The 22,998-nt window shown below is 72.1% G+C and carries 23 protein-coding genes; 9 read left to right on the top strand and 14 right to left on the bottom strand.

Annotation, left to right across the window (positions count from 1 at the left end; translation table 11 throughout):
• Positions 1-156 precede the first annotated feature (156 nt).
• The 5 genes from HN013_RS09290 to HN013_RS09270 all read right to left on the bottom strand — a co-directional run bounded on the left by HN013_RS09290 (position 157) and on the right by HN013_RS09270 (position 4,253).
• Entirely contained in the window at positions 157-1,158 is a 1,002-nt protein-coding gene (locus HN013_RS09290) for an ABC transporter permease (RefSeq protein ID WP_171165022.1), read from the bottom strand.
• Positions 1,155-2,090 carry an ABC transporter ATP-binding protein gene (locus HN013_RS09285; protein WP_171165021.1) on the bottom strand — a complete coding sequence of 312 codons (936 nt, stop codon included), beginning with the start codon at positions 2,088-2,090 and terminating at the stop codon, positions 1,155-1,157. Before HN013_RS09285 ends, HN013_RS09290 begins: the two co-directional genes overlap by 4 nt.
• Positions 2,087-2,536 (bottom strand): GntR family transcriptional regulator, encoded by a 450-nt coding sequence (locus tag HN013_RS09280; RefSeq protein ID WP_312018546.1) that lies wholly within the window; start codon positions 2,534-2,536, stop codon positions 2,087-2,089. Before HN013_RS09280 ends, HN013_RS09285 begins: the two co-directional genes overlap by 4 nt.
• A 126-nt stretch (positions 2,537-2,662) precedes the next feature.
• A complete protein-coding gene (gene mshD / locus HN013_RS09275; RefSeq protein WP_171165019.1) occupies positions 2,663-3,619 on the bottom strand; it encodes a mycothiol synthase in 957 nt (318 codons plus the stop codon).
• Between the two features lie 82 nt (positions 3,620-3,701).
• A complete protein-coding gene (locus tag HN013_RS09270) occupies positions 3,702-4,253 on the bottom strand; it encodes a hypothetical protein (protein ID WP_171165017.1) in 552 nt (183 codons plus the stop codon).
• Between the two features lie 301 nt (positions 4,254-4,554).
• Between HN013_RS09270 and HN013_RS09265 the strand changes: the two genes are divergently transcribed.
• Together HN013_RS09265 and HN013_RS09260 are read left to right on the top strand one after the other, a co-directional pair.
• Positions 4,555-6,396, top strand: a complete 1,842-nt coding sequence (locus tag HN013_RS09265) for a bifunctional UDP-sugar hydrolase/5'-nucleotidase (protein ID WP_171165015.1) — start codon at positions 4,555-4,557, stop codon at positions 6,394-6,396.
• Positions 6,397-6,439: 43 nt separating this feature from the next.
• Complete coding sequence (locus tag HN013_RS09260; protein WP_171165013.1) at positions 6,440-6,622, top strand: DUF397 domain-containing protein; 183 nt, start codon at positions 6,440-6,442, stop codon at positions 6,620-6,622.
• Positions 6,623-6,679: 57 nt separating this feature from the next.
• Here HN013_RS09260 and HN013_RS09255 read toward each other — a convergent pair whose 3' ends face one another.
• Both HN013_RS09255 and HN013_RS09250 read right to left on the bottom strand, forming a co-directional pair.
• The gene (locus HN013_RS09255) at positions 6,680-7,294 is read right to left on the bottom strand and encodes a hypothetical protein (protein ID WP_312018545.1); all 615 of its coding nucleotides are present in this window, start codon (positions 7,292-7,294) and stop codon (positions 6,680-6,682) included.
• A gap of 330 nt (positions 7,295-7,624) precedes the next feature.
• Positions 7,625-8,107 carry an ATP-binding protein gene (locus HN013_RS09250; protein ID WP_171165011.1) on the bottom strand — a complete coding sequence of 161 codons (483 nt, stop codon included), beginning with the start codon at positions 8,105-8,107 and terminating at the stop codon, positions 7,625-7,627.
• A gap of 254 nt (positions 8,108-8,361) precedes the next feature.
• Between HN013_RS09250 and HN013_RS09245 the strand changes: the two genes are divergently transcribed.
• From HN013_RS09245 to HN013_RS09235, 3 genes are all read left to right on the top strand, one after another.
• Entirely contained in the window at positions 8,362-9,213 is an 852-nt protein-coding gene (locus tag HN013_RS09245) for a Scr1 family TA system antitoxin-like transcriptional regulator (RefSeq protein ID WP_171165009.1), read from the top strand.
• A 9-nt stretch (positions 9,214-9,222) separates the two neighbouring features.
• Positions 9,223-9,417, top strand: coding sequence for a DUF397 domain-containing protein (locus tag HN013_RS09240; protein WP_171165008.1), 195 nt, complete (start codon positions 9,223-9,225; stop codon positions 9,415-9,417).
• 229 nt (positions 9,418-9,646) lie between these two features.
• A complete protein-coding gene (locus HN013_RS09235) occupies positions 9,647-10,150 on the top strand; it encodes a hypothetical protein (RefSeq protein WP_171165006.1) in 504 nt (167 codons plus the stop codon).
• Here HN013_RS09235 and HN013_RS09230 read toward each other — a convergent pair.
• A complete protein-coding gene (locus tag HN013_RS09230; protein ID WP_171165004.1) occupies positions 10,140-10,799 on the bottom strand; it encodes a TetR/AcrR family transcriptional regulator in 660 nt (219 codons plus the stop codon). The genes HN013_RS09235 and HN013_RS09230 overlap by 11 nt on opposite strands.
• A 63-nt stretch (positions 10,800-10,862) precedes the next feature.
• Here HN013_RS09230 and HN013_RS09225 point away from each other — a divergent pair, with 63 nt between their 5' ends.
• The gene (locus tag HN013_RS09225) at positions 10,863-11,840 is read left to right on the top strand and encodes a threonine/serine dehydratase (RefSeq protein ID WP_171165002.1); all 978 of its coding nucleotides are present in this window, start codon (positions 10,863-10,865) and stop codon (positions 11,838-11,840) included.
• Between the two features lie 14 nt (positions 11,841-11,854).
• On the opposite strand, the gene HN013_RS09220 is transcribed toward HN013_RS09225, so the two are convergent.
• A complete protein-coding gene (locus HN013_RS09220; RefSeq protein ID WP_312018544.1) occupies positions 11,855-14,080 on the bottom strand; it encodes an MMPL family transporter in 2,226 nt (741 codons plus the stop codon).
• A 143-nt stretch (positions 14,081-14,223) separates the two neighbouring features.
• Between HN013_RS09220 and HN013_RS09215 the strand changes: the two genes are divergently transcribed.
• Entirely contained in the window at positions 14,224-14,748 is a 525-nt protein-coding gene (locus HN013_RS09215; RefSeq protein WP_249374859.1) for a hypothetical protein, read from the top strand.
• An 84-nt stretch (positions 14,749-14,832) separates the two neighbouring features.
• On the opposite strand, the gene HN013_RS09210 is transcribed toward HN013_RS09215, so the two are convergent.
• The 3 genes from HN013_RS09210 to HN013_RS09200 all read right to left on the bottom strand — a co-directional run bounded on the left by HN013_RS09210 (position 14,833) and on the right by HN013_RS09200 (position 18,307).
• Positions 14,833-16,230: a cell wall metabolism sensor histidine kinase WalK gene (locus tag HN013_RS09210; protein ID WP_171165000.1), complete on the bottom strand. Its 1,398-nt coding sequence runs from the start codon at positions 16,228-16,230 to the stop codon at positions 14,833-14,835.
• Complete coding sequence (locus HN013_RS09205; RefSeq protein WP_171164998.1) at positions 16,227-16,952, bottom strand: response regulator transcription factor; 726 nt, start codon at positions 16,950-16,952, stop codon at positions 16,227-16,229. The genes HN013_RS09210 and HN013_RS09205 overlap by 4 nt, the downstream gene beginning before the upstream one ends.
• 215 nt (positions 16,953-17,167) lie before the next feature.
• Entirely contained in the window at positions 17,168-18,307 is a 1,140-nt protein-coding gene (locus HN013_RS09200) for a S1C family serine protease (RefSeq protein WP_171164995.1), read from the bottom strand.
• 274 nt (positions 18,308-18,581) lie between these two features.
• Between HN013_RS09200 and HN013_RS09195 the strand changes: the two genes are divergently transcribed.
• On the top strand, positions 18,582-19,760 hold the full coding sequence (locus HN013_RS09195) for an ARMT1-like domain-containing protein (protein WP_171164994.1): 1,179 nt from the start codon (positions 18,582-18,584) through the stop codon (positions 19,758-19,760).
• A 63-nt stretch (positions 19,761-19,823) separates the two neighbouring features.
• Here HN013_RS09195 and HN013_RS09190 read toward each other — a convergent pair whose 3' ends face one another.
• Both HN013_RS09190 and HN013_RS09185 read right to left on the bottom strand, forming a co-directional pair.
• A complete protein-coding gene (locus HN013_RS09190; protein WP_171164992.1) occupies positions 19,824-20,870 on the bottom strand; it encodes a LacI family DNA-binding transcriptional regulator in 1,047 nt (348 codons plus the stop codon).
• A 24-nt stretch (positions 20,871-20,894) separates the two neighbouring features.
• Complete coding sequence (locus HN013_RS09185; RefSeq protein WP_171164990.1) at positions 20,895-21,716, bottom strand: response regulator transcription factor; 822 nt, start codon at positions 21,714-21,716, stop codon at positions 20,895-20,897.
• A 287-nt stretch (positions 21,717-22,003) separates the two neighbouring features.
• Between HN013_RS09185 and HN013_RS09180 the strand changes: the two genes are divergently transcribed.
• Positions 22,004-22,852 carry a S9 family peptidase gene (locus HN013_RS09180; RefSeq protein WP_171164988.1) on the top strand — a complete coding sequence of 283 codons (849 nt, stop codon included), beginning with the start codon at positions 22,004-22,006 and terminating at the stop codon, positions 22,850-22,852.
• Positions 22,853-22,998 lie beyond the last annotated feature (146 nt).

Below are 22,998 nucleotides of genomic sequence, written 5' to 3'. Positions count from 1 at the left end.
TGTCGTGCGTGGGGGGCGAACGGCTGCATCCCGCAAGACTGGCAACCGCGGTTGAATCACGGGTAACGCCCACATGGCGTGCGGGAAACCCGGGAGCCTCCCGCGGGCGACGGAGGGCTTCCGGCCGTCACGTGGGGTGACAACAGGCCGTCGGCCTCAGGGCCGGCCCCGCCGCAGCCAGCGCACCGCCGCCCAGGCGGCGAGCGCGGCGAGGACGGCCAGCAGGCCCGCCTCCATCCACGCCAGCGGCCAGTGGTGCGCCGTGGGGTGGTAGTCGAGATACCAGCGGTCGGCGCCGTGCTGGGCGAGGCACCGGTCCGGCGAGACGCCGACGTCGCACGAGTCGCCCCACACGCGTTCACCCGAACGAGTGAGCATGCCGCGGTCGACGACCCAGCCGTCGGTGGACCAGGCGGGCATGTCCAGCGAGGTCAGCCGGGTGCGGGGCAGCAGGTAGGGGCGGACGAGGCCCAGCGCCGACCGGACCAGCCCATAGCCCACAAGGGTGAGCACCATCGCCGCCACCGTGCGCCGGGTCAGCAGCGCCGCGAGCGCTCCGAGCGCCACCCCGAGCAGGGCGTCGGCCACCGGCATCGGGCCGAGCATGCCGAACGAGTCGTACCAGCGCTGGCCCGGCAGCACTTCGGGCGGTACGGCCGCCCAGCACCATGTGTAGACCGCCGACAGCAGGGACACCCCGGTCAGCACCAGCACCGCGGGCACGGCCAGTTTGGCCGCGAGCCAGCGGACCGGCGACACGGACTGCGTCCACGCCAGCTTCCACGTCCCGTTCTCCAGCTCGCGCGCGACCATCGGCCCGGCGGTGAACAGCCCGGCCAGCAGCGGCACGTACTGCACCACCAGGCCGTTGAAGTGCAGGGCGTCGCCGTACGTGGAGCGGAAGTCACCGATGGACGACCACTGGTCCACGCATTCCGGACCGATGTCGGCGCAGAGCCGGGCGAGGCCCTGGGAGTCGGCTTCGTGGGCCAACAGCCAGCGCAGCACCAGGAGTTGCCCCAGGTCCACCACCAGGAGCAGCGCCAGGACGATGAAGGTGGCCCGGTGCTGGCGCAGGACGAGCCAGGCGATACCGCGCGGCCGGAGGGAGCGCCGGGCGACGGGGACGGGCGGAGCGGGTGTTGAAGTGGACGTCACGCGGCGGCCCTCCCGGACCGGGGTTCGGCGCTCGGGGTGAGCAGCGGCGGCACCCCGGGGGCCCGGAGGTGGGCCAGGAGCAGGTCCTCCAGGGTCGGTTCCGACATCTCCCAGTCCCCGGCGATCGGCCCCTCGGGCCGGAGCACGGCGGTGAGCTGACGGCCCGTCGTCCGCGAGGAGACGACCGTGTGCAGGGCGAACGCCCGGGGCGTCCCCGGCTCCTCGTGCCGGCCGACGACGACGCGGTGCGCGCCGATCAGGTCCTCGACCTCGCCCGCGAGCCGTATCCGGCCGTCGCCCAGGAGCAGCAGGTAGTCGCAGACGCCGTCGAGTTCGGAGAGGACGTGGGAGGCCAGCACGATGGTGGTGGCGTTCTCGGCGGCCTCGGTCATCAGGGCGGCCGTCATCTCGTGCCGCACCAGCGGGTCGAGATCGCCCATCGGCTCGTCCAGGAGCAGCAGTTCGGGGCGCTTGCCGAAGGCCAGGGCCAGCGCGACGCGGGTGCGCTGGCCGCCGGAGAGCGCACCGACGCGCGCGTGCGGCGACAGGTTCCCCTCCCGCACCAGCCGTTCCGCCGCCGCCTGGTCCCAGCGCCCGGGGTTGAGCTCACGGCCCATGCGCAGGGTGTCGGCGATGGTGAACTGCGGGTAGAGCGGCTTCTCCTGGGCCAGATAGGCCACCCGCGGCCGGGCGTCCGAACCGCCCGCGGGCCCGCCCAGCACTTCAAGCGAGCCGCTGTGCGGCCGCCGCAGCCCCGCCACGGCGGACAGCAGGGTGGACTTGCCGGCCCCGTTGGGTCCGACGAGCGCGCAGACCCGGCCCGTCGGCACCCGGAACGAGCAGTCGCTCAGCACCCGGGCGCGTCCGTGCCGCACGCCCAGCCCGACCGCTTCGATCGCGGTCCCGCCGGGGAGGTAGGTCAGGTCGGTCATCCGGTCCCCTCGTCCGCGTGTCCTGTCGGGTTCCCGCCGCTACCGCCTTGGGCGCCGGGGGTCCGGCAGCCGTAGGCCTCGTCCACGACGGACGTCACCAGCGCGGTGACATCGCCCCGGTCGAGCCCGGCCGCGCGGGCGCGGTCCGCCCAGGCGGCCAGTTCGGCCCGGAGCGGCGAGTCGGCGGCGGCGCCGGGCCTCGCCAGGGAGCGCCGGACGAACGTCCCCATTCCGGGGCGCGCCTCGACCAGGCCCGCGCGGTCGAGCTCGCGGTAGGCCTTCAGGACGGTGTTGGGGTTGATGGCGGTGGCCGCGACGACCTCACGGGCGGTGGGCAGCTGGTCGCCGGGCATCAGCAGACCGAGGCGCAGGGCCTGTTCGACCTGCTGGGCGATCTGGAGGTACGTGGCGACACCGCTGCGGCGGTCGATGCGGAACTCGACCACGCCATCATCTCCCCTGCTTTCACTAATTGATTAGTGGAAGCAGGGTGCTCGGATACCCCGCCCGTTGTCAACCTTGGGTTGCCGGGTTGCCGGTTTGCGGGCGGGGGCCTTCAGTGGCTGCGGGGGTCAGCTCTCCGTGCGGTACATCAGGTCCGTCTCGTGGATCGTGAAGCCCAGGCGTTCGTAGACCGTCACCGCCGGGACGTTGTCCGCGTCCACGTAGAGCATGGCCGTCGGCAGGCCCGACGCCGCGAGGTGGCGGAGGCCGATGGTCGTCAGCGCCTTGCCGAGCCCGCCGCCCTGCGCGCCGGGGCGGACGCCGACCACGTACACCTCGCCGAGGCGTTCGGCCGCGTGGACCTTCGTCCAGTGGAAGCCGACGATCTCCCCGTCCCGTTCGGCGAGGAAGAAGCCCTCGGGGTCGAACCAGCTCTCGGCCTTGCGGTCGTCCAGGTCGCGCTGGGTGAGCGAGCCCTGTTCCGGGTGGTGCGCGAACGCCTCGGCGTTGGTGGCGAGCCACGCCGCGTCGTCGGCGCCGGGCCGGAAGGTCCGTACGGTCACGCCCTCGGGGAGGACGGGCTCGGCGAGCTCCAGGCCCTCCAGCGGGCGGCGCATCTGCCGCAGCTCGCGGAACAGGCTCATCCCCAGCACCTGGGCGAGGTGGCGCGCGGCCGGGTGGCCGCCGTGCGCCCAGACCCGCAGCCGCTTGCCGGACTCCTGCAACAACGCGCTGCCCAGCGCCCGGCCGTGGCCGCGGCCGCGGTGCGCGGGGTGCACGACGAGCTCGCCGGCCGGGGCCTCGACGGGGTCGGTGTCCTCCAGCTGCGCGTATCCGACGAGGACGTCCCCGCCGCCCGCCTCGCCCTCTCCACCCTCTCCGCCCTGTTCGTGCAGGAGCAGGTGCCGTACGCCCGGGCGGCGCCCCTTGAGCTGGAGGCGGCCCTGCTCGGAGACGGCCTGCTGGCCGTCGACCGCCGCGGCCTCCGCGATCAGCCGCAGCACGTCCCGCACGTGCTCGGGCGCCGGCTCGTCCAGCACCTCGATCCGTCGCCGTCCGCTCGCGTCGTTCAACTCGTCAGTCATGGGTCGAGCCTATGCCGCGGCCCGGACGGGGTTCGGACCAGCGCCGCGTCTGCCGTCTTGGGGGGTTCGCCTGGTCTCCGACTCAGCGCCTGCTGTTGAGGAAGCCGATGACGGTGGCGCCCCACCAGCCGAGTTGCGAGAGGAGGACGGTGACGGCGCAGCGGACGGTCAGGGCGCGGGAGGCGGGCGTCCGTCCGGCGGCGACGGCCTCCATGCGCGGCTGGAGGGTCCGGGCGTGCAGGCCGTTGAGGGCGACGAGGAGGACGAGGCCGAGCTTGACGCGGGTGAGCGGGGAGCCGGGGTCGGGGTGGAGCAGGACGCCGGTCCCGACGAGCCCGGCCAGGCCCAGCCAGACGGGCAGGTGGACCGCGCCCGCCGTCCGCAGGACCTCGGGCAGCTCCCTGCGTCCCGTCAGCCACAGCAGGCCCAGCCAGTCGACGGTGAGCACGGCGCCGAAGCCGACGAGCAGCGAGGCGAGGTGGACGAAGAGCGCGACGTCATGGAGGTGCGGGTCGGCCCGCAGGTGGACGGCGGTCCAGACCGCCGCCGCCCAGAGGGCGCAGAGGCCCGCGGCGGCGGCGGTGTGGAGGACGGGCCGGGTGACGAGGGGTGCGGGGCCGGCCGGGGCGGACACGGTGGATTCCTCAGGGGTGTGGGTGGTGCTGCGGCAGGGACGCCCAAGGGAAGGGAAGCCTTGCCTTAGTGGTGCTGGCGCCCAATAAGCCACAGGGGGCGGATTCGGTCAAGCGACGTGACCTTTTCGTTGCCCGCGGGGGTGTCCGTAAGGGGTGCCCGCAGGCGGTACTCGCGGGGGGACGGAGCGCCCAAGCGCTACCAATTCGTCACCTCAACCCTCCTGCGCGCTACGCGCGTTGACCGTAGGCTGCCGCAGACCGCATCACCTGGCACTGCCAAACCCGCACAAAGGGGAACACATGCACGCGACGCCACCACGGAAGCGCCTCGCGAGACGACTGACGGCCGGCGCCGCCGTCCTCGCCGCCACCGCCGGTGTCCTCGCCGCCGCTCCGGCCGGAGCGGCGCCCTCCCACGACCGCGACCGCGACCACGGCCGCGGCGACGGCCACCGCCACGGCCGCACGGTGGACGTCCAGCTCCTGTCCTTCAACGACCTGCACGGCAACCTGGAGCCGCCGCAGGGCTCGTCCGGCACGGTGACCGAGACGCAGAAGGACGGGACGAAGAAGGTCATACCGGCGGGCGGCGTGGAGTACCTGGCCGACGCGCTGCGCACCGCGCGCAAGGGCCACGAGTACTCGATCACCGCCGCGGCCGGCGACATGATCGGCGCCAGCCCGCTGATGACCGGCCTCTTCCACGACGAACCGACCATCGAGGCGCTCAACAAGCTGAAGCTCGACGTCACCTCGGTCGGCAACCACGAGTTCGACGAGGGCCGGGCCGAACTGCTGCGGATGCAGCGCGGCGGGTGCCACCCCAAGGACGGCTGCTTCGAGAAGGGCAAGACGTTCAAGGGCGCCGACTTCCCCTACCTCGCCGCGAACGTCACCGACGAGAAGACCGGCAGGCCCATCCTCAAGCCGTACACGATCTGGCGGCACAAGGGCGTGAAGATCGGCATCATCGGCCTCACCCTCAAGGGCACGCCGGACGTCGTCACGGCGGAGGGCGTCAAGGGCCTCAAGTTCGCCGACGAGGTCGCCACCATCGACAAGTACGCCAAGGAGCTCGACCGCAAGGGCGTCAAGGCGATCGTCACCCTCGTCCACGAGGGCGGCATGCCGGCATCGGGTTCGTACAACGACAACTGCGACACCCCGGGCGCCGGCGCCGGCATCTCCGGCCCGATCGTCGACATCGCCAAGAAGGTCACGCCGAAGGTCGACGCCTTCGTCACCGGCCACACGCACCAGGCCTACGCCTGCACCATCCCCGACCCCGCGGGCAACCCGCGCACCGTCACCTCGGCCGCCTCCTTCGGCCGCCTCTACACCGACACCAAGCTCACGTACGACCGCCGCACCCGCGACATCGTGCGCACCCCCGTCGCGCGCCCCCGCGCCACCAACCACGTGGTCGACCGCGACCGGCCCAAGGCCGCGGACATGACCTCCCTCATCGCCCGCTGGAACGCCCTCGCCGCGCCGATCGCCAACCGCCCCGTCGGCTACATCTCCGCCGACATCAACGGCCGGGGCTCGGACGCGTACGAGAAGCCCCTCGGCGACGTCATCGCCGACTCCCAGCTCGAAGCCCTCGCCCCCGCCGACAAGGGCGGCGCCCAGATCGCCTTCATGAACCCCGGCGGCATCCGCTCCGACCTCGCCTACAAGGCCGCCGGCGCCGAGGGCGACGGCGTCGTGACCTACGGCAAGGCCTTCACCGTCCAGCCCTTCACCAACATGATGCAGACCGCCGACCTCACCGGCGCCCAGCTCATCTCCGTCCTCCAGCAGCAGGTCAGCGGCACGGTCAACGGCCCCCAGCCGAAGATCCTTCAGGTGAGCAAGGGGCTGACGTACACGCTGGACCTGACGAAGAGCGGCGCCGACCGCATCGTCACCTCGTCCGTGAAGCTCAACGGCACGCCGATCGACCCGGCGAAGACGTACCGCGTCGCGGCCAACGAGTTCCTGATGGGCGGCGGCGACGGCTTCGCCACCTTCAAGGAGGCGAAGAACAAGCGGGTCGGGGCGTCCGACCTGGATGTTTTCCTCGCGTACCTGAGCGCCCACTCGTCGAAGAACGCGCCGCTGGATCCGCCGAAGGCGGAGCGGATCACGGTCGTGAAGTAGGCTCCTTCGCCCCGCCCAGCAGGAGACACACCTGGAGGTGAGCATGTCGGATACGCCCTGGCAGAGATCATCCTTCTCCACTGAACAAAACGAGTGCTTGGAACTCGCCCGGCGGCAGGGGGCTGTGCTGGTGCGGGAAAGCGACGATGCCGACGTCGTCCTCGACACCAGCCCCCGGGTGACTCACGGGCTTCTGTCCCGGATCAAGGCAGGGCGGTTCGGGTAGCCCGCGCGTGCCCCGCAGTGGTCCGCCACTGTGGGGCACAGTCGCGTGTGTACGGCTTCAGCGCTCTTCCTCGAAGAGGTCCTCGGCGTTGGTGACGGTGAAGGCTCGATCGAGCCATCGGCCGAGCGTCTCCAGGTCGGAGCAGCCGAGAACACGCTCCCGCACCTCGTCCGGAACGGCGACTTCCCGACGCTCCAGCATGCGCAGCACCGTCTCGGCGCGCTCCTTGGCCTGTCCCTCGACACGTCCCTGTTCGAGCGTCTCCTCGATGAGGGTCCCGCGGCCGGGGAAATAGGTGTGGATCTTCACGAGCTTCCTCCAGGTCTTCGCCGCCCGGGTGTCTCCCAGGCCGCTCTCCAGCATTTCCGCGTAGAACACGACGTCTTCCTCGTCCGCCGTCCCCAGGGCCCGCGCCAGTGCGTCCAGTATGTCGTCGACAGCCGGGTCGCGCCCGTGTGCCATGGCGGAGAACGTCGCCAGAGCCAGGTTCTGTGCGGCTTCCTCCTTGTCGATGATCTTTGGGGTGTTGCCGGGCCCCAGCACCATCGGACGCACCGAAAGCGCCGTCCAGCCGCCGGCACCCAACCGGAACGGCCCGGTCGCCCAGTCCGCTGTCGCCTTGTCCTGGCAGACCACGAGCAACAGCGCCGGGCACTTGTACTTCGCCTTCAAAAAGGCCAGGTAGTAGGCCCAGCTGACCGCCTTGTCCGCGTCCCGTCGCCCCTGCGACTCGATGGCGAGCAGGAAGCCGATTCCGCTGGGCGGTTTGACGCGCAGGACTGTCCACGCGCCGTTCGAGGGGCCTGATCTCCGTTGCGTCCGGAGAGATGACCTCGATGGCAGCCCGTTCCGGCAACGGCACCCCGAAGATTTGGAACACCGGATCCAGCAACTCCGGGCGTTCCCGGAAGATTTGGTGCGACGCCTCATGGCGTGATGTGACCATGGGCTGAAGGTATGAACCGGCGGGGGCCGAAGGTCCGGAATTCGGAGAGCGATCACTCATTCGACGCCTGGCTCGATCGAGCGTTCCATGGCGAACGGGTGTCTCTCCGCGTCAGCTTCGCCCCCGTCGTCCAGCTCGCACCACACCCGCTTCCCCGTGACAATCAGCGCCCGACTGCCCGGCGGCCGGTTCCAGGTGCGGTTCACTCCGTGCGCCACACAGACGCTGCGCACCAACTCCAGCCTGCTTCCGCCCTCTTGCGCCCGGCGGAATGGGTCTTCGTCCCCCACCGCGACAACCACCCGCCCCGGCCGGAACGCGACGTCGACCGTCACGCGGAACGTCCTGGCGTGCCGCACGGCATTCGTGACGAGCTCCGCCGCGCAGAGGCACGCGTCGTCGACCAGCGCGGCGCGGCCCATGGCCACCAGGACGGATGCCGTGAACTCCCTGGCGAGGTGCACGGTCGTGAAGTCGGCGGGGGCGACTATCCGGTAGGGGCCGGTGGCGCGGGGGTGGTCGAGGGTTGCCGTACTCATGAGGTTGCCTCCGAGCGGTCGGTCGATTGCATGCGCCTGCGCCCCTGTCCGTGGCTCGGCCACCTCCCGGGATGCCTCAACGGACATATAGGTGGCTGCACTTCGGGTCTTCCCGGAGCGGTGCGGCGCGGTGTAGGCAGGACCGTAGACGTGTCGATGCACGGGTGCAACTAGCGCAGGGGTGTGAGTGCAACACCTGGACGACGTGAAGACCGCACGGGAGACTGTGCGCAAGAATCAGGGGAGGACCGGATATGCCACCCAGGTCAGCGCCGACGGGCCGTCAGCGGCGCTTGGGTACGGAACTGCGCAAGATGCGCGAGCACTGCGGAATCACCGTCGCCGACGCCGGTGCGCAATTCGGTGCCGACCGTACGCGCATCAGCAATATCGAGGCCGGGCGGATCGGGATCAGCGCGGAGCGTCTGAGAGCGCTCGCGAGAATCTACGCGTGCCCGGATTCCGCGTACATCGAAGCCCTCGTCCGCATGACGGAAGAACGCGGGAAGAGATGGTGGGAGGAGTACCGGGAGTCGATTTCGCCCACCGCCCTCGATCTGGCAGAACTCGAACATCACGCGATCGCGCTGACCGCTTTCCAGGTGGTCTACATTCCCGGCCTGTTGCAGACCGAGGAGTACGCGCGTGCCGTCTTCGGCCAGACCGTCCCGGAGCTGTCCGCCATCGATGTCCAGCGCAGAGTCACCTACCGGATGCAGCGGAAGCGAGTGATCGAGCAGAGTCCCGCGAAGCAGTGCACCTTCGTCGTCCACGAAGCGGCCTTGCGCATGACATTCCCGGGCAGGGACGGGCAACGGCGGCAACTGGAAAGGCTGATCGAGATGGCCGGACATGACGGTGTCACGCTACGCGTCATCCCCTTCGCCGCCGGCGCGTTCCCCAGCGCCAACAGCTCACTCACCTATGCGTCCGGACCCGTCCCGAGGCTCGACACGATTTCGCTCGACACCGCCCACGGATCCGTCCTCCTGGACACAGAAGCGCACTTGGAGAAATACCGCAGCATTCTCCGCCGCGCCCTGGACATTTCCCTACCACCACCCGAGTCGCTGCGCTTCGTGCGCGACACTCTTGAGCAGTTGTGAGGACACGGCATGATGGAACCGAAGTGGCAGAAATCCTCATTCTCCGGGGACAGCGACGACTGCGTCGAGCTGAGTCAATCCAGAGACGGGATTCTCATACGGGAGAGTGACGACCCTCTGGCGCTCGTCACGACCGGCCAACACCAACTGGGTGCACTGCTCCTGTATGCCAGGACGTCAGATCTCGGCCACCCGATCGGGTGATCTCAGCAGCCTGCCGACCCTCCATCTCCGCAGGTGGGTGGCGTTTGAGCAGATCACGTTGCACGAGTTCAACGTTGCACTCTTGTAACTGACGAGCCGAGGGCGCTAGCTTCCGTCTGCACCGAGGCGAAGAGGAACTCCCAAGTGGATCCGCACCGCGGGCGATTGCCCGCGTCACCACTTCTCCTCGGTGCCCGCCTCCGCTCACCCACCCAAGGGAGCACCCCCCATGACAAACCCCCCTCGCCACCGCCTCCTCGGCCACGCCCTCCTCACCAACGACCTCGGTCACCCCCTGCTCGTCACCCTCGCCTCCCCCGGCGGCCGCGCCCGCCGCGTGCTGCCCGGAGGCCCGGCCCTCCCCGGTGAGACCGCGCTGTGGGCCGCCACCTACCACGCGCGCCGCATGCTCGGCGTACCGGTCGACCCCGGGCACGTGGTGGCGGTGGACCACGACGCGCGGGTCAGTGGACCGGAGGGCGAGAGCATCCAGTTCGTCGTGGACTGCGGCCGGTTGAGCGCCGAGCAGGCGACGTGCGTCAACCTCCCCCGAACCGCGGGCGACGGTACGGACGAGGTGCTGGCCTGGGGGTTCGTGGACCCGGCGTGCTGGCCGGCGGAGGTGGAGCCGTACGAGCGGCGGAGAGTCGAGGCGGCGCTGGGGGCGGTGGGAGCGGGTTGTCGCTATCTGTGCGCGGGTGAGCGGGCGGCCCGGTACTCGGTCACCGCGTGACGGGGGCTGGCCCCGCCGGGTCCGCGGCGCGGATGAGCTGGCGGAGGGCGTCGTAGTAGACCTCGTGGTCGGTCACGGCGGGGACGATCGCCGCGAGGTGGCCCGTGAGCACCGGGAAGGTGTCGGGGTCGAGGGCGGCGAGGGCGGAACGGGTCTGCGCCTGGGCGGACTTGTGGTCGCGGTGGTCGACGAAAGCCGCGCTGCCGAGGGTGAGCAGGTACATGCGCCGGTAGGCGGCGATCGCGGCCTCGGGGGCGAGGCCGGCGGCCAGGCTGTCGGCGAGCTGGGGTTCGACGAGGCGTTCGAGCAGCTTCGGGCCGAGGAGGGGTCGGCTGCCGCGCAGGGTGACCAGTCCCGGGTGGGTGGCGAGCAGCCGGTACAGGGCGGTGAACCGGAGTTCGGTGGCGGCGGCCCAGGGGGTGCCGGGGGGAACGTCGGGGAGTTCGGCGGCGAGGTGGTCGGTGACCAGGTCCAGGAGCCCGGCGAGGTCCGTGCAGCGGCGCTGGAGGGAGGCGACAGAGATGCCAAGTTCCGCTGCCAGGGTCCGGAAGGTGAGGGCGCCCGCGCCCTCCCGGTCGACGAGCCGCAGGGCCGTGGCGGCGATGTGGTCCGGGGTCGCGAGGTCCAGGGAGGGGGATTGCCGGGGCATACGGGACAGCGTACGGTACGGCGTACCGTACCGCGTCACCCCCGCCTCCCACCAGGAGCCCCCGTGTCCCACCCGGCTGCCTCCGCCCTCACCTACACCGACGTCCGAGCCGCCACCGACCGCATCGCCGGCCGCGTCAGACCGGTCACCCTCGTCCCGGCCGACGTCGCGGCCGACTCCGGGGACGGCAGCCAGCTCTGGCTGGCCCTGGAGTACCTCCAGCACACCGGCTCCTTCAAGGCGCGCGGCGCGCAGAACTTCCTCCGGGCGCACCGGGACGCCGGCACCCTCCCCGAGGCCGGAGTGACCATCGCCTCCGGCGGCAACGCGGGCCTGGCCTGCGCCTGGGCGGCGCGGCGGGAAGGCGTGAGGGCCACGGTGTTCGTGCCGGAGACCGCGCCGCCGGTGAAGGTGGCCGGGCTGCGGGCGTACGGGGCGGACGTGCGCCTCGTCGGGACGGAGTACGCCGTGGCGCTGGCCGCCTGCGAGGAGTTCGCCGCGAGGACCGGCGCGCTCGCCTCGCACGCCTACGACCATCCACTGATCGCCGCCGGGGCCGGCACCCTGCTGGAGGAGATCCACGGCCAACTGCCGGACCTGGACACGGTGATGGTCGCGGCCGGAGGTGGCGGTCTGTTCGCCGGGGTCGCCACGGCGGCCCGGGAGCACGGCATCCGTACGGTGGCCGCCGAACCGGAGAACAGCCGCGCGCTGCGCTCCGCGCTGGCCGCCGGACGGCCGGTCGACGTGACCGTGGACTCGGTCGCCGCCGACGCGCTCGGCGCACGACGGGCGACCCCGCTCGCCCTGGCCGCGGCCCAAGGGTCCGACGTGCGCTCGGTGCTCGTACCGGACGCGGAAATCGTCCGGGCGCGGCGGGAGTTGTGGGACGAGTGGCGGATCGCGGTGGAGCACGCCGGGGCCACGGCGTTCGCGGCGCTGTCCGCGTACCGTCCCGAGGCCGGCGAGAAGGTCGCCGTCGTCCTGTGCGGCGCCAACACGGATCCGTCCGACCTCGTACGCGGCCCGGCCGCCGACTGACACCGAACTACCGCTCACTGCCCAGGAGTCGGGCCCTCGGTGCGGATGCGGGGCAGCATCCGGTCGAGCCAGCGCGGGGCCCACCAGTTGCTCCTGCCGAGCAGGGTCATGCTCGCGGGGACGAGGACGAGGCGGACGACCGTGGCGTCGATGAGGACGCTGACGGCCAGGCCGAGGCCGAGCATCTTGACGGTGACGTTCGAGCTGATGAGGAAGGCGGCGAAGACGCTGGTCATGATGAGCGCGGCGCACGTGATCACACGTGCGGTGATCTCCAGGGCGTAGGCGACGCTGCCCTGGGAGTCGCCCGTGCGCAGCCAGGCCTCCTGGACGCGGGAGAGCAGGAAGATCTCGTAGTCCATGCTGAGGCCGAAGACGATGGCGAACATCATCATCGGTACGTAGCTCTCGATGGGCACGGTGCCGTGGACGCCGAGGGCGGGGCCGCCCCAGCCCCACTGGAAGACGGCGACGACCACGCCGTAGGAGGCCCCGATCGAGACGATGTTGAGCGCGGCCGCCTTGAGGGCGACCAGGAGGCCGTGGAAGACGGCCAGGATGAGGAGGAAGGCGAGGCAGACGACGATCGCGATGATGAGCGGGAGGCGGCTGGAGAGGAGATCGGCGAAGTCCACCTGGACCGCCGTGAAACCGGTGACGTAGGAGTGGGCGGCGGTTCCGGCGACGGTCCGGGGCAGGACGGTGTCCTTGAGCCGGTTGACCAGGTCGGTGGTGGAGGCGTCCTGGGGCGAGGCCGCGGGGATGACGGTGGCGGAGAGGACATCGCCGTCGGGCGAGGTCTGCAAGGGGCCGACGACAGCCGCCCCGGGCAGGTGGGCGAGGGCGCCGCCGACCTGCCGGACGAGGGCGGACCAGTCGGCGGGCGGTACGGCGGTTCCGTCGACGACGACGGTCAGCGGTCCGTTGGAGCCGGGGCCGAAGGCGGCCGACATCAGGTCGAAGGCGCGGCGGTCGGTGAAGCTGACGGGGTCGGCGCCGTCGCCGATGTGCCCGAGGCGCAGGGAGAAGAGCGGGATGGCGAGGATGCCGACGACGGCGACGCCGGCGACGAGGAAGCGCCAGGGGTGGCGTGCCAGCCGTCCGGCGTACCGGTGCCAGCCCCCGCGCTCCTTGCCTTCGCGGTGCGGGGTGGTCTCCGCGACCGGGGTGCGGACGCGGTAGCGGTCGACGCGCCGCCCGATCAGGCCGAGCAGGGCCGGGACCAGGGTGAGCGCGGCCAGGACGCCGGTGACGACGGTGAGTCCCGCGGCGGTGCCGAGCCTGCCGACGAAGGGGATGCCGCAGGCCCACAGTCCGGCCAGGGCGACGATGACGGTGCAGCCGGAGACGAGGACGGCCCGGCCGTTGGTGGCCACCGACCGTCCCGCGCTGACGGCGACGTCCATGCCGTCCATGACGTTCTGCCGGTGGCGGGTGAGGAGGAACAGGGCGTAGTCGATGCCCACGCCCAGGCCCATCATGGTGGCCAGGGTCGGCGAGACGGTGGAGAAGGTGAACGCGGCCGCCAGCAGGCCCAGCCACGCCAGGCCGGTGACGACGCCCGCGAGGGCGGCCACCAGGGGCACCACCGCGGCGAGGACGCTGCCGAAGCCGATCAGCAGGACCACCACGGCCGCGCCGAATCCGATGGCTTCGCTGAGCCGGTCGTCCGGCTTCGGCCGGGCGAGCTCGCCCAGCGGCCCGCCGTACTCCACCTGCACACCGGCCGTGCGCAGCGGCGTCACCGCCCGGTCGACGCCCCGTACGGTGTCCTCGCCGAGGAGGACCGGCGAGGTGTCGAACCGCACCGTGATGTACGCCGTCCGGCCGTCGGCCGACACGGGACCGGTGGTCTGCCCGCCCTTGGACGGCGTGGACGGTACGAGGAGGGGGTTGGCGGCGGCCAGCACGTGCGGCAGCTTCTGGAGGGCCGCGACGGTGCTGCTGACCTGCGCGGATACATCGGCCAGGGGCCGTGCGGCGTCGTGCAGGACGACCGGGGAGCTGGTCCCGCCGGTCTTCGGATCGTGCTCCTTGAGCACGTCCAGCCCCCGCACCGACTGCGTACCGGGGAGGTCGAAGTTGTCGGAGAACGACCCGCCGAACGCCTTGTCCAGCCCCTGCATCCCGCCCAGCGCCGCCAGCCACACCACAAAGACGATCACGAAGTGCCGGGCGCACCACTCCCCCAGGCGCCCCAGCCATCCCCGCGCGGACGGCACGTCGTTCGGCTCCGGCACGGGCACACGCCTTCCAGCGATCGGCTTTCTCCAGCCCCAAGGACAGTAAAAGCCGCGCGCGTCGGCAGAGCGCGCCGGTGCCGGTGAACGAGTGACCTCGCCCCGGCCGCGGAGAGTCGACCGACATGTGGAACATTGTGGACATGTCACTCGCCCACCAGGACAGCACCTTCATCAACTTCGCGGACTACCCGTTCCGCAGGCCGAGCGCGTACGCCCGCCGGTGGGTCGACATCAAGCACCTGCGGTTCCCTCCGCAGACGGCCCCGGCCACCACCGACGCCGCCCTCCTCGCCGCCCTCGTCCGGCACGAGCAGTTCCGCGACGACTACGCCGGCGGCGGCGTGGACCCGCAGGGAACCCGGCACGGCCCCTACTGGCTGGCCCGGGTGTCCCCCGAGGCGTACGAACCCGTCGGCGAGGAGGATGCCGTACGCGTCCTCCGCACGTGGACGGACCAGTTCGGGGAGGTGCCGGACACCCTGGAGGCCGACCTGCGGCGGGAGGTCTTCGACCGCGTCACCGCCGCGAGCAGCCTGCATCACCTGCCCGACCTGGGCGACGACGCCTTCCACGACTGGGGCGGCGTGCAGATCGACTTCCACGAGTTCGTCCTGATCGACCGCTCGGCGGGACTCCTGACGCTTCTCGTCGCGGCCGACGACTGAGGTCCGTCCCGCTACGGAGTGGCAGGCGCCGTGCCGCTTTCCGGCGCCGGCCCATGCGCGCTTTCTCCGCACAGGGACGCCCCCTCACACCCCCGGCATCCCCGCCGGCGGCTCCACCGACGCCCCCGGCAGCCGGACGCTCGCGATGGTGCCGCCGTCCTCCGCCGGGCGGAGGGTGACTTCGCCGCCGGAGCGGCGGACGGTGCGGGCGACGATGGAGAGGCCGAGGCCGCTGCCGGGGAGGCCGCGGGCGGAGGGGGAGCGCCAGAAACGGTCGAAGACGTGGGGGAGTTCGTCGGCGGGGATGCCGGGGCCGTGGTCGCGGACGGTGAGTTCACCGCCGGACAGCCGGACCTCGACCGTGCCGCCGGGCGGGCTGAACTTGACCGCGTTGTCGAGGAGGTTGACGACGGCCCGCTCCAGGGCGGGTGCCTCGCCGCGGACGTACCAGGGGTCGAGCTCGGCGGTCACGGTCAGGCCCGTGGCGCGCAGCCGGGCGCGTTCCACCGCCTTGCCCGCGGCCTCGTGGAGGCCGATGACCTGCACCGGGGTGCTGCCGGGGGCGCTGTCGGGGCGGGAGAGCTCCTGGAGGTCGCCGATGAGATCGGCGAGTTCGGTCATCTGGGCCTTGACGCTGGCGAGGAGGGCCTTGCGGTCCTCGGGCGGGATGGCGCGGCCGGTCTCCTCGCTGCGGACGAGCAGGTCGATGTTGGTGCGCAGCGAGGTGAGCGGGGTGCGCAGTTCGTGTCCCGCGTCGGCGATGAGCTGCTGCTGGCGGTCGCGGGAGGAGGCGAGGGCGGCCGTCATGGAATTGAAGGAGCGGGAGAGGCGGGCGATCTCGTCCTCGCCCTCGGCGGGGATGCGGACGGCCAGGTCCTCGGTGCGGGCGATGTGTTCGACGGCGCCGGTGAGCTGGTCGACCGGGCGCAGGGCGGCGCGGGCGACGACGAGGCCGATGGCGGCGGCGCCGAGGACGCCGATCCCGGCGGTGACGACGAGGACGATGGCGAGCGCGTTCATGGGCCGGTCGATGTCGCTCACGGGCTGGGCGATCATCACGGCGAGCCCGCCGGCCACCGGGGAGGTGGCGACGCGCATCTCGGTGCCGTCCTGGGCGCGGGCGTTGTGCAGGGCGTCGGTGCGCCGGCCGGTGGCGACGGCGAAGTCCTGGACGTCGACGCGGATCGGGGACCGGCCGAGCTGGGTGCAGACCGCGCCGTCCGCGGTGACGGCCTGGATGGTGTACGGGGACGGGGAGACGAGCTTGTCGGGGACGCGGGCGCCGCAGTGGTCCAGCAGGCTCCGTACATAGTCGTCGGCGACCTTCTGGCTGGTCAGCGTGGTGTCCCGCTGTTTTTCGAGCTGCTCCTTGGTGAGTATCCAGCAGGCTCCGGCCGCCACGGCGACGGCGACGGCGACGGCCGCGGCCGTCAGCAGGGCGAGCCGGGAGCGGAGGGGCAGCCGGCGGAAGCGCTCGATCATTCGCCGCCGTCCGCCCGGAGGACGTAGCCGACACCGCGCACGGTGTGGACGAGGCGGGGTTCGCCGCCGGCCTCGGTCTTACGGCGCAGGTACATCACGTAGACGTCCAGGGAGTTGGAGGACGGCTCGAACTCGAAGCCCCAGACGTGCTTGAGGATCTGCTCGCGGGTGAGCACCTGGCGCGGGTGCGCGAGGAACAGTTCGAGGAGGGTGAACTCGGTGCGGGTGAGCTCGACGTGGCGGGGGCCGCGCGTGACCTCCCGGGTGGCGAGGTCCATGCGCAGGTCGGCGAAGGTGAGGACGTGCGGCTCCTCGGGGGCGGCGGGCGCCGCGTAGGAGCTGCGGCGGAGCAGGGCGCGGATCCGGGCGAAGAGCTCGTCGAGCTCGAACGGCTTGACGAGGTAGTCGTCCGCGCCGGCGTCGAGGCCGGTGACGCGGTCGCCGACGGTGTCGCGGGCCGTGAGCATGAGGATGGGGGTGGTGACGCCGGAGGCGCGCAGCCGGCGGGCGGCGGTGAGGCCGTCCATGCGGGGCATCAGCACGTCGAGGACGATCAGTTCGGGCTCGTACGCGCCGACCTTGGCGAGCGCGTCCAGGCCGTCGACGGCCAGTTCCGTTCCGTAGCCCTCGAAGGCGAGGCTGCGGCGGAGGGCCTCGCGGACGGCGGGTTCGTCGTCCACGACCAGGATGCGGGCGGGCGCGGACGGGTCGGCGGAGCTCATCGACTTCCTCACGTGTTCTTCCGGTCGGCTGTCACCTCGGCGGCCGGCGGCCGGCGGCCGGTCCGTCGGCACCTCAGCTTCCCACGCGGCTCGGTCGCCGGTGCTGCTTCAGTTGCCGCTGCCGCTTCGGTCGCTGCTGCCGCTTCAGTCACCACTACCGCTTCGGTCGCTGCTGCCGGTTCAGTCACTACTACCGCTTGGTCGCTGCTACTGGTTCAGTCGCCACTGCCGCCCGTGCGGAGACCGGCCAGGTCGGCCTTGACGTCGTTGACCGGGATGGCGAAGCCGAGGCCGACGCTGCCGGCGGTGTCGGCCGAGCCGCCGCCCGAACCGGGCGCGAACATGGCCGAGTTGATGCCGACGATCTCGCCGTTCATATTGATGAGGGCGCCGCCGGAGTTGCCGGGGTTGAGGGAGGCGTCGGTCTGGATCGCCTTGTAGGTGGTCTTGGACGAGCCGGTGTCGCCGTTGTACTGGTTGCCGCCGAACTCGAACGGCCACTGGGGTTCGCCGCTGTCCCGCTGCTGCCGGTCGCCCTGCTCCTTGGGGACGGTGACCGGGCGGTTGAGAGCGGAGACGATGCCGCTGGTGACGGTGCCGGTCAGGCCCTCGGGCGAGCCGATGGCGACGACCTGGTCGCCGACCTGGAGCTTGCTTGAGTCGCCGAGCTTGGCGGGCTTGAGGCCGCTCGCTCCCTCGATCTTGATGAGGGCGAGGTCCTTGCCCGGATCGGTGCCGACCACCTTGGCGTTCTTCGTCGAGCCGTCGTGGAGGGTGACCTGGACGGTGTCCGCGCCGGCGACGACGTGGTTGTTGGTGATCACCTCGCCGTTCGCGCCGACGATCACGCCGGAGCCGGTGGACCGGCCGCCGGAGGTGGCCGCCTTGATCTCCACGATGCTGGGGCTGACCGCCTGCGCCACGGCGGTCACGCCGGCGCTCCGGGAGGACGCGTTCTGCACCGGAGTCGGGCTGCTGCCTGCGTCGCCGCTCCCCGTCAGCCCGGAGACGAGCGCGGCGGAACCGCCGCCGACCAGGGCCGCGACGAGCGCGCAGGTCGCGATGAGGGTACGGGCGCCCCGGCGGCGGTGCCGGGGTTCGGGGGCAGGGGCGGGGGCGGGGGTGGGGGCGCCGAAGCCGGCATACCCGCCGTGGCCTCCGTTGCCGCCGCTGTACGCACCCGTGCCGTACGCGCTGGTGCCGTGCACGCCGGTGCGGTGCACGCCACCGGGCCAGACCGTCGAGCCGTCCGGCGTGCTGACCGGGCCCTGCGGCGGGTGGGCCGGCGGGGCCGGGTACCCGTAGGGGGACTCAGGGTGCTGGTGACCGCTCGGGCGGGGGTTCTCCGTCGTCATATGAATGACTGTCCTCCCTGTTCATGAGAACAGTCTGAGTGAGCGCTGAGAAGCCCGCCAGAAGGGCGTGCGGTCCGTATAAAGGCCCCGACGGCCCGGCTGCCCGGTGGGCGCCCAGGAGCGCAAGGCCATCCCCGAGCGCCCCTGACAGGGTTCCGTCTGGGCTGAACGGGCGATACGGGCGCGAACCGGCGGGCATCCTGGGAGAGGAGGGGCGGAGCCGCCACCGGGCAGGTGACGGCTCCCCCACGCACACGACACCGAGGGAGCGACGATGACGACGAGCACGAGTGGGACGGCTCCCGCCTACGGCATCGCCGACCCCGACGGGTTCGGCTGGGGGGTCTTCCACGAACGCCACCCCGCCCTCGTCCGGCGGCTGTGCGAGAGCAACCCCTACACGCCGGAGCAGCGGGCCCGGCTCGACGCCCTGCTGGAGGAGTCGCGGAGCGGCACGGTCCGGTCCCCGGCCCCGGAGACCGCCGCGCACGTCCCGTGGGCGGCCCGGGGCCACCGGTACGTCGGCCGGCCGTGGCACGAGGCACCGTTCCTCTGGGCGGAGAGCTACTTCTACCTGCGCCTGCTGGAGTGCGTCGACCACTTCGTCCCCGGCCCCTGGCAGGGGGTCGACCCGTTCGCCCCCATGAAGGCGGCCGAGCTGGCCGACCCGGGACTGGAGGCCGAGACGGCCTGGCGGGACGGACTGGCCGACGCGTCCCCCGCCGAGACCTTTCATGCCCTGATCCTGGCCGCCCTCTACGGCAACCGCGCCGACCTGGGCTTCCAGCTCGTCCAGGCCACCACCGACGCCACGGACCTGCCCCTCCTCGCGGACGACACCGCCGCCCTCTGGCGCCACATCGGCGAACGCCCGCCCGGCGACGTCCACATGATCCTCGACAACGCCGGCCGCGAGCTCCTCGCCGACCTGCTGCTCGCCGACCACCTCCTGGCCACCGGACGGGCCGACGCGGTCGTCCTGCACGTCAAACCGCTCCCCTACTACGTCTCCGACGCGACCGCCGCCGACGTACGGGACTGCCTGCTGCGCATCGCCGCCTTCTCCGGCGCGGCGGGAAAGGCGGCCCGCCGCCTCCGGGAAGCGGCGGCCGGGGGACGGCTGCGCCTCGCCACCCACGAGTTCTACTGCTCGCCCTCGACCTTCGACGAGATGCCCGCCGACCTGCGGGCGGCCCTCGCCGCGGCCGGGCTCCTCGTCTTCAAGGGCGACCTCAACTACCGCCGCCTGGTGGGCGATCGCGCATGGCCCGCCACCCGTCCGTTCGCCGACGCGGTGTCCGGGGTGCCGAGCTCGCTCGTCGCGCTGCGCACCCTCAAGTCGGACGTGGTCGTGGGCCTCGACGCGGAGACGGCGAAGGAGCTGGACGCGACCGGGACCGACTGGCGCACGGACGGCACACGGGCGCTGGTTCAGGCGAGGCTGCGGCCATGAGGCGGGAGGGGCACCACCGCATATCGCGCGCCGGGCGCCGGGCCCACCCGTCGCTCCCGTCGCTCAGGACGAGGACGTCCCCTGGTCCCCGCCGCACCCGCACGACCGCCGGATGACCAGCGCCGAGGGGAACTGCTTCAGCCGCTCCCGCCGCGTCCCCGCGAACCGCAGCCCGTCGTCCAGCACCAGGTCGACCGCCGACCGGGCCATCGCCTGCCGGTCGGAGGCCACCGTGGTCAGGGGCGGGTCGGTGAGGGCCGCTTCCTTGACGTCGTCGAAGCCGGCGACGGCCAGCTCGCCGGGGACGTCGATGCGCAGCTCCCGGGCCGCGCGCAGGACGCCGATCGCCTGGTCGTCCGTCGCGCAGACGACGGCGGGCGGGCGGTCGGGGCCGGCCAGCAGGTCCAGGGCGACCTTGTAGGCGTCGTAGCGGTTGTAGGGCGCGTGGAAGAGGCGGCCCTCGGTGGATTTACCGGCCTCGCGCATGGCCCGGCGCCAGCCCTCGACGTGGTCGGTGACGGGGTCGCCGACGGCCGGGGTGTGCTCGGTGCCGCCGAGGCAGGCGACGTAGGGGTGGCCGTGTTCGAGGAGGTGGCGGGTGGCGAGCTGGGCGCCGCCGATGTCGTCCGTCACCACGGCGACGTCGTCGATCGCGTCGGGCCTGCGGTGCATGAGGACCACGCGCGCGTCCCACGCGTCGATCTCTATGGCGGCGTGCTCGCTCGGACCCTGGCTGATCAGGATCAGGCCGGAGACCCGCATCCCCAGGAAGGCCCGCAGATAGTGCACTTCGCGTTCGTCGAGGTAGTCGGAGTTCCCGACCAGGACCATCTTGCCGCGCTCCGCCGCGGCCTGTTCGACCGCGTGCGCCATCTCCGCGAAGAAGGGCTGGCGGGCGTCCGGGACGATCAGGCCTATGAGGTCCGTCCGCCGGGAGGCCATCGCCTGGGCCACCCGGTCGGGCCGGTAGCCCAGCTCCTTGATCGCGGCCAGCACCCGCTCCCGCGTCGCCGGTGCCACCGGGCGCGGTCCGTTGTTGATGACGTAACTGACCACCGCGGTGGATGTCCCCGCCAGTCTCGCCACATCGTCCCGCGTCACCTTGGCCACGCGCGGCAGTCTACGCGGGTCCACCTACCGTTTGGCCGGTCGCGGACTCTTTGTTCGGCCGGGGGCTCCCGCCCCGGCGGCGGGGTCCTGGGCCCGCGGTTCCTCCGCCCGCCCGGGCGCCCGGTCGGCGGGGTCCGCCTTCTCGCTTTTCTCCTGTTTCTCTTGTTTCTCCGGTTTCTCCGGCAGGACGAAGCGGTAACCGACGTTCCGGACGGTCCCGATCAACGACTCGTGCTCGGGCCCCAGCTTCGCCCGCAGCCGCCGCACATGGACGTCCACGGTCCGGGTGCCGCCGAAATAGTCGTACCCCCAGACCTCCTGGAGGAGCTGCGCCCGGGTGAAGACCCGCCCCGGATGCTGGGCGAGGTACTTCAGCAGCTCGAACTCCTTGAAGGTCAGGTCCAGCACCCGGCCCTTGAGCTTGGCGCTGTACGTCGCCTCGTCGACCGAGAGGTCGCCGGTGCGGATCTCCATGGGGCTGTCGTCCGACGAGATCTGCTGCCGGCCCATCGCCAGCCGCAGCCGCGCCTCCACCTCGGCGGGACCCGCGGTGTCGAGGAGGACGTCGTCCACTCCCCAGTCGGCGGTGACGGCGGCCAGGCCGCCCTCGGTGACCACGAGCAGCAGCGGACAGCCGGGGCCCGTGGACCGCAGCAGCTGGCAGAGGCTGCGGATGTGCGGCAGGTCGCGCCGACCGTCGATCAGTATGACGTCGGCCCCCGGGACGTCCACCAGGGCGGGTCCCTCCGCCGGGGCCACGCGCACGCTGTGCAGCAGCAGCCCGAGCGCGGGCAGGACCTCGGCGGACGGCTGGAGGGCGTTGGTCAGCAGCAGGAGAGAGCTCATCGGCGGTCACCCGCCCGGTTGCCCGGTCCGTCCCCCGGCCTGCCGTCCGTCCTGCCGTCCGTCCTGCCGTTCGTCCTGTCGTGCGCGCTTCGCTCGCCCATGGCGTCGGTTCCTCCTCGGTCCCTGCGACGGGGGTACCACCCAGGCGTGGTGCTGGGGGAGTGTGCGGGTGCGCGCCCGGAAGCACGCGTGCGCCCGGTCGTACGCGCGGTACCGCACGTCCGAATGCACAAAAGGACCCGGGGGCGACTCTGCCCGGATCCTCTCTGCGCAGCAGAATAACCCACATGACTTTCCCGGGCTCCGGCGACTTTGCCCGATCTTGTGTTTCGTCGATCACTTCGGGTGGTCATCGCATCGTCCTCTTGACAGCCGACGGCGTGCCCGTCGAGGCGGCCTACGAGCCGGGCCCACCGCCCGGCACGGGCCCCCGGCCCCCCGCCGTCGTGCTCGCCCACGGCTTCACCGGCGCCCTCGACCGGCCCGCCCTGCGCCGTGCCGCCGCCGTCTTCGCCCAGCACACCGCCGTGATCACCTTCTCCTTCCGGGGGCACGGCCGGTCCGGCGGGCACTCCACGGTCGGCGACCGCGAGGTGCTCGACCTCGCCGCCGCCGTCGGCTGGGCCCGCCGCCTCGGGCACCGGCGGGTCGCCACCGTCGGCTTCTCCATGGGCGGCTCCGTGGCCCTCCGCCACGGCGGCCTCTACCTCCCGGAGACCGGCCGAGAGCACGAGGGGCGCACAGGGGCACACGCCGACACGGTCGTGGCCGTGAGCGCTCCCGCCCGCTGGTTCTACCGGGGCACCGCTCCGATGCGGCGGTTGCACTGGGCCGTGACGCGGCCGGCCGGGCGGGTGGTGGCCCGGTGGGCCCTGCGGACCCGGGTCCACTCCGCGGAGTGGGATCCGGTGCCGGTGCCGCCGGTGGGGGCGGTGCCGTTGATCGCGCCTCGGCGGGTGTTGATCGTGCACGGTGATCGGGATGCGTATTTTCCGTTGGATCATCCGCGGATGCTGGTTGCTGCCGGGGATCCGGCGTGCACGGAGTTGTGGGTCGAGCCGGGGTTCGGGCATGCGGAGGCGGCTGCGCCGGTGCCGTTGTTGCGGCGGATCGCAAGGTGGGTGGTTGGGGGGTAGGGGTGCCCCGGGCCCTCCCCCAGAGGGGGCACCCCCATTTCACCGTTTCCCGGGGCTCTGCCCCGGACCCCGTGAAAGCGGCTTCGCCGCTTGTCCTCAAACGCCGGACGGGCTGGTTGTCGCGCCCGGGCGCACACTTCAGCCCG

Source organism: Streptomyces sp. I05A-00742 (assembly GCF_013055795.1).
Lineage (GTDB): Bacteria > Actinomycetota > Actinomycetes > Streptomycetales > Streptomycetaceae > Streptomyces.
The sequence above is the reverse complement of the archived record's forward strand: the minus strand, read 5'-3'. Positions and strand labels throughout refer to the sequence as shown.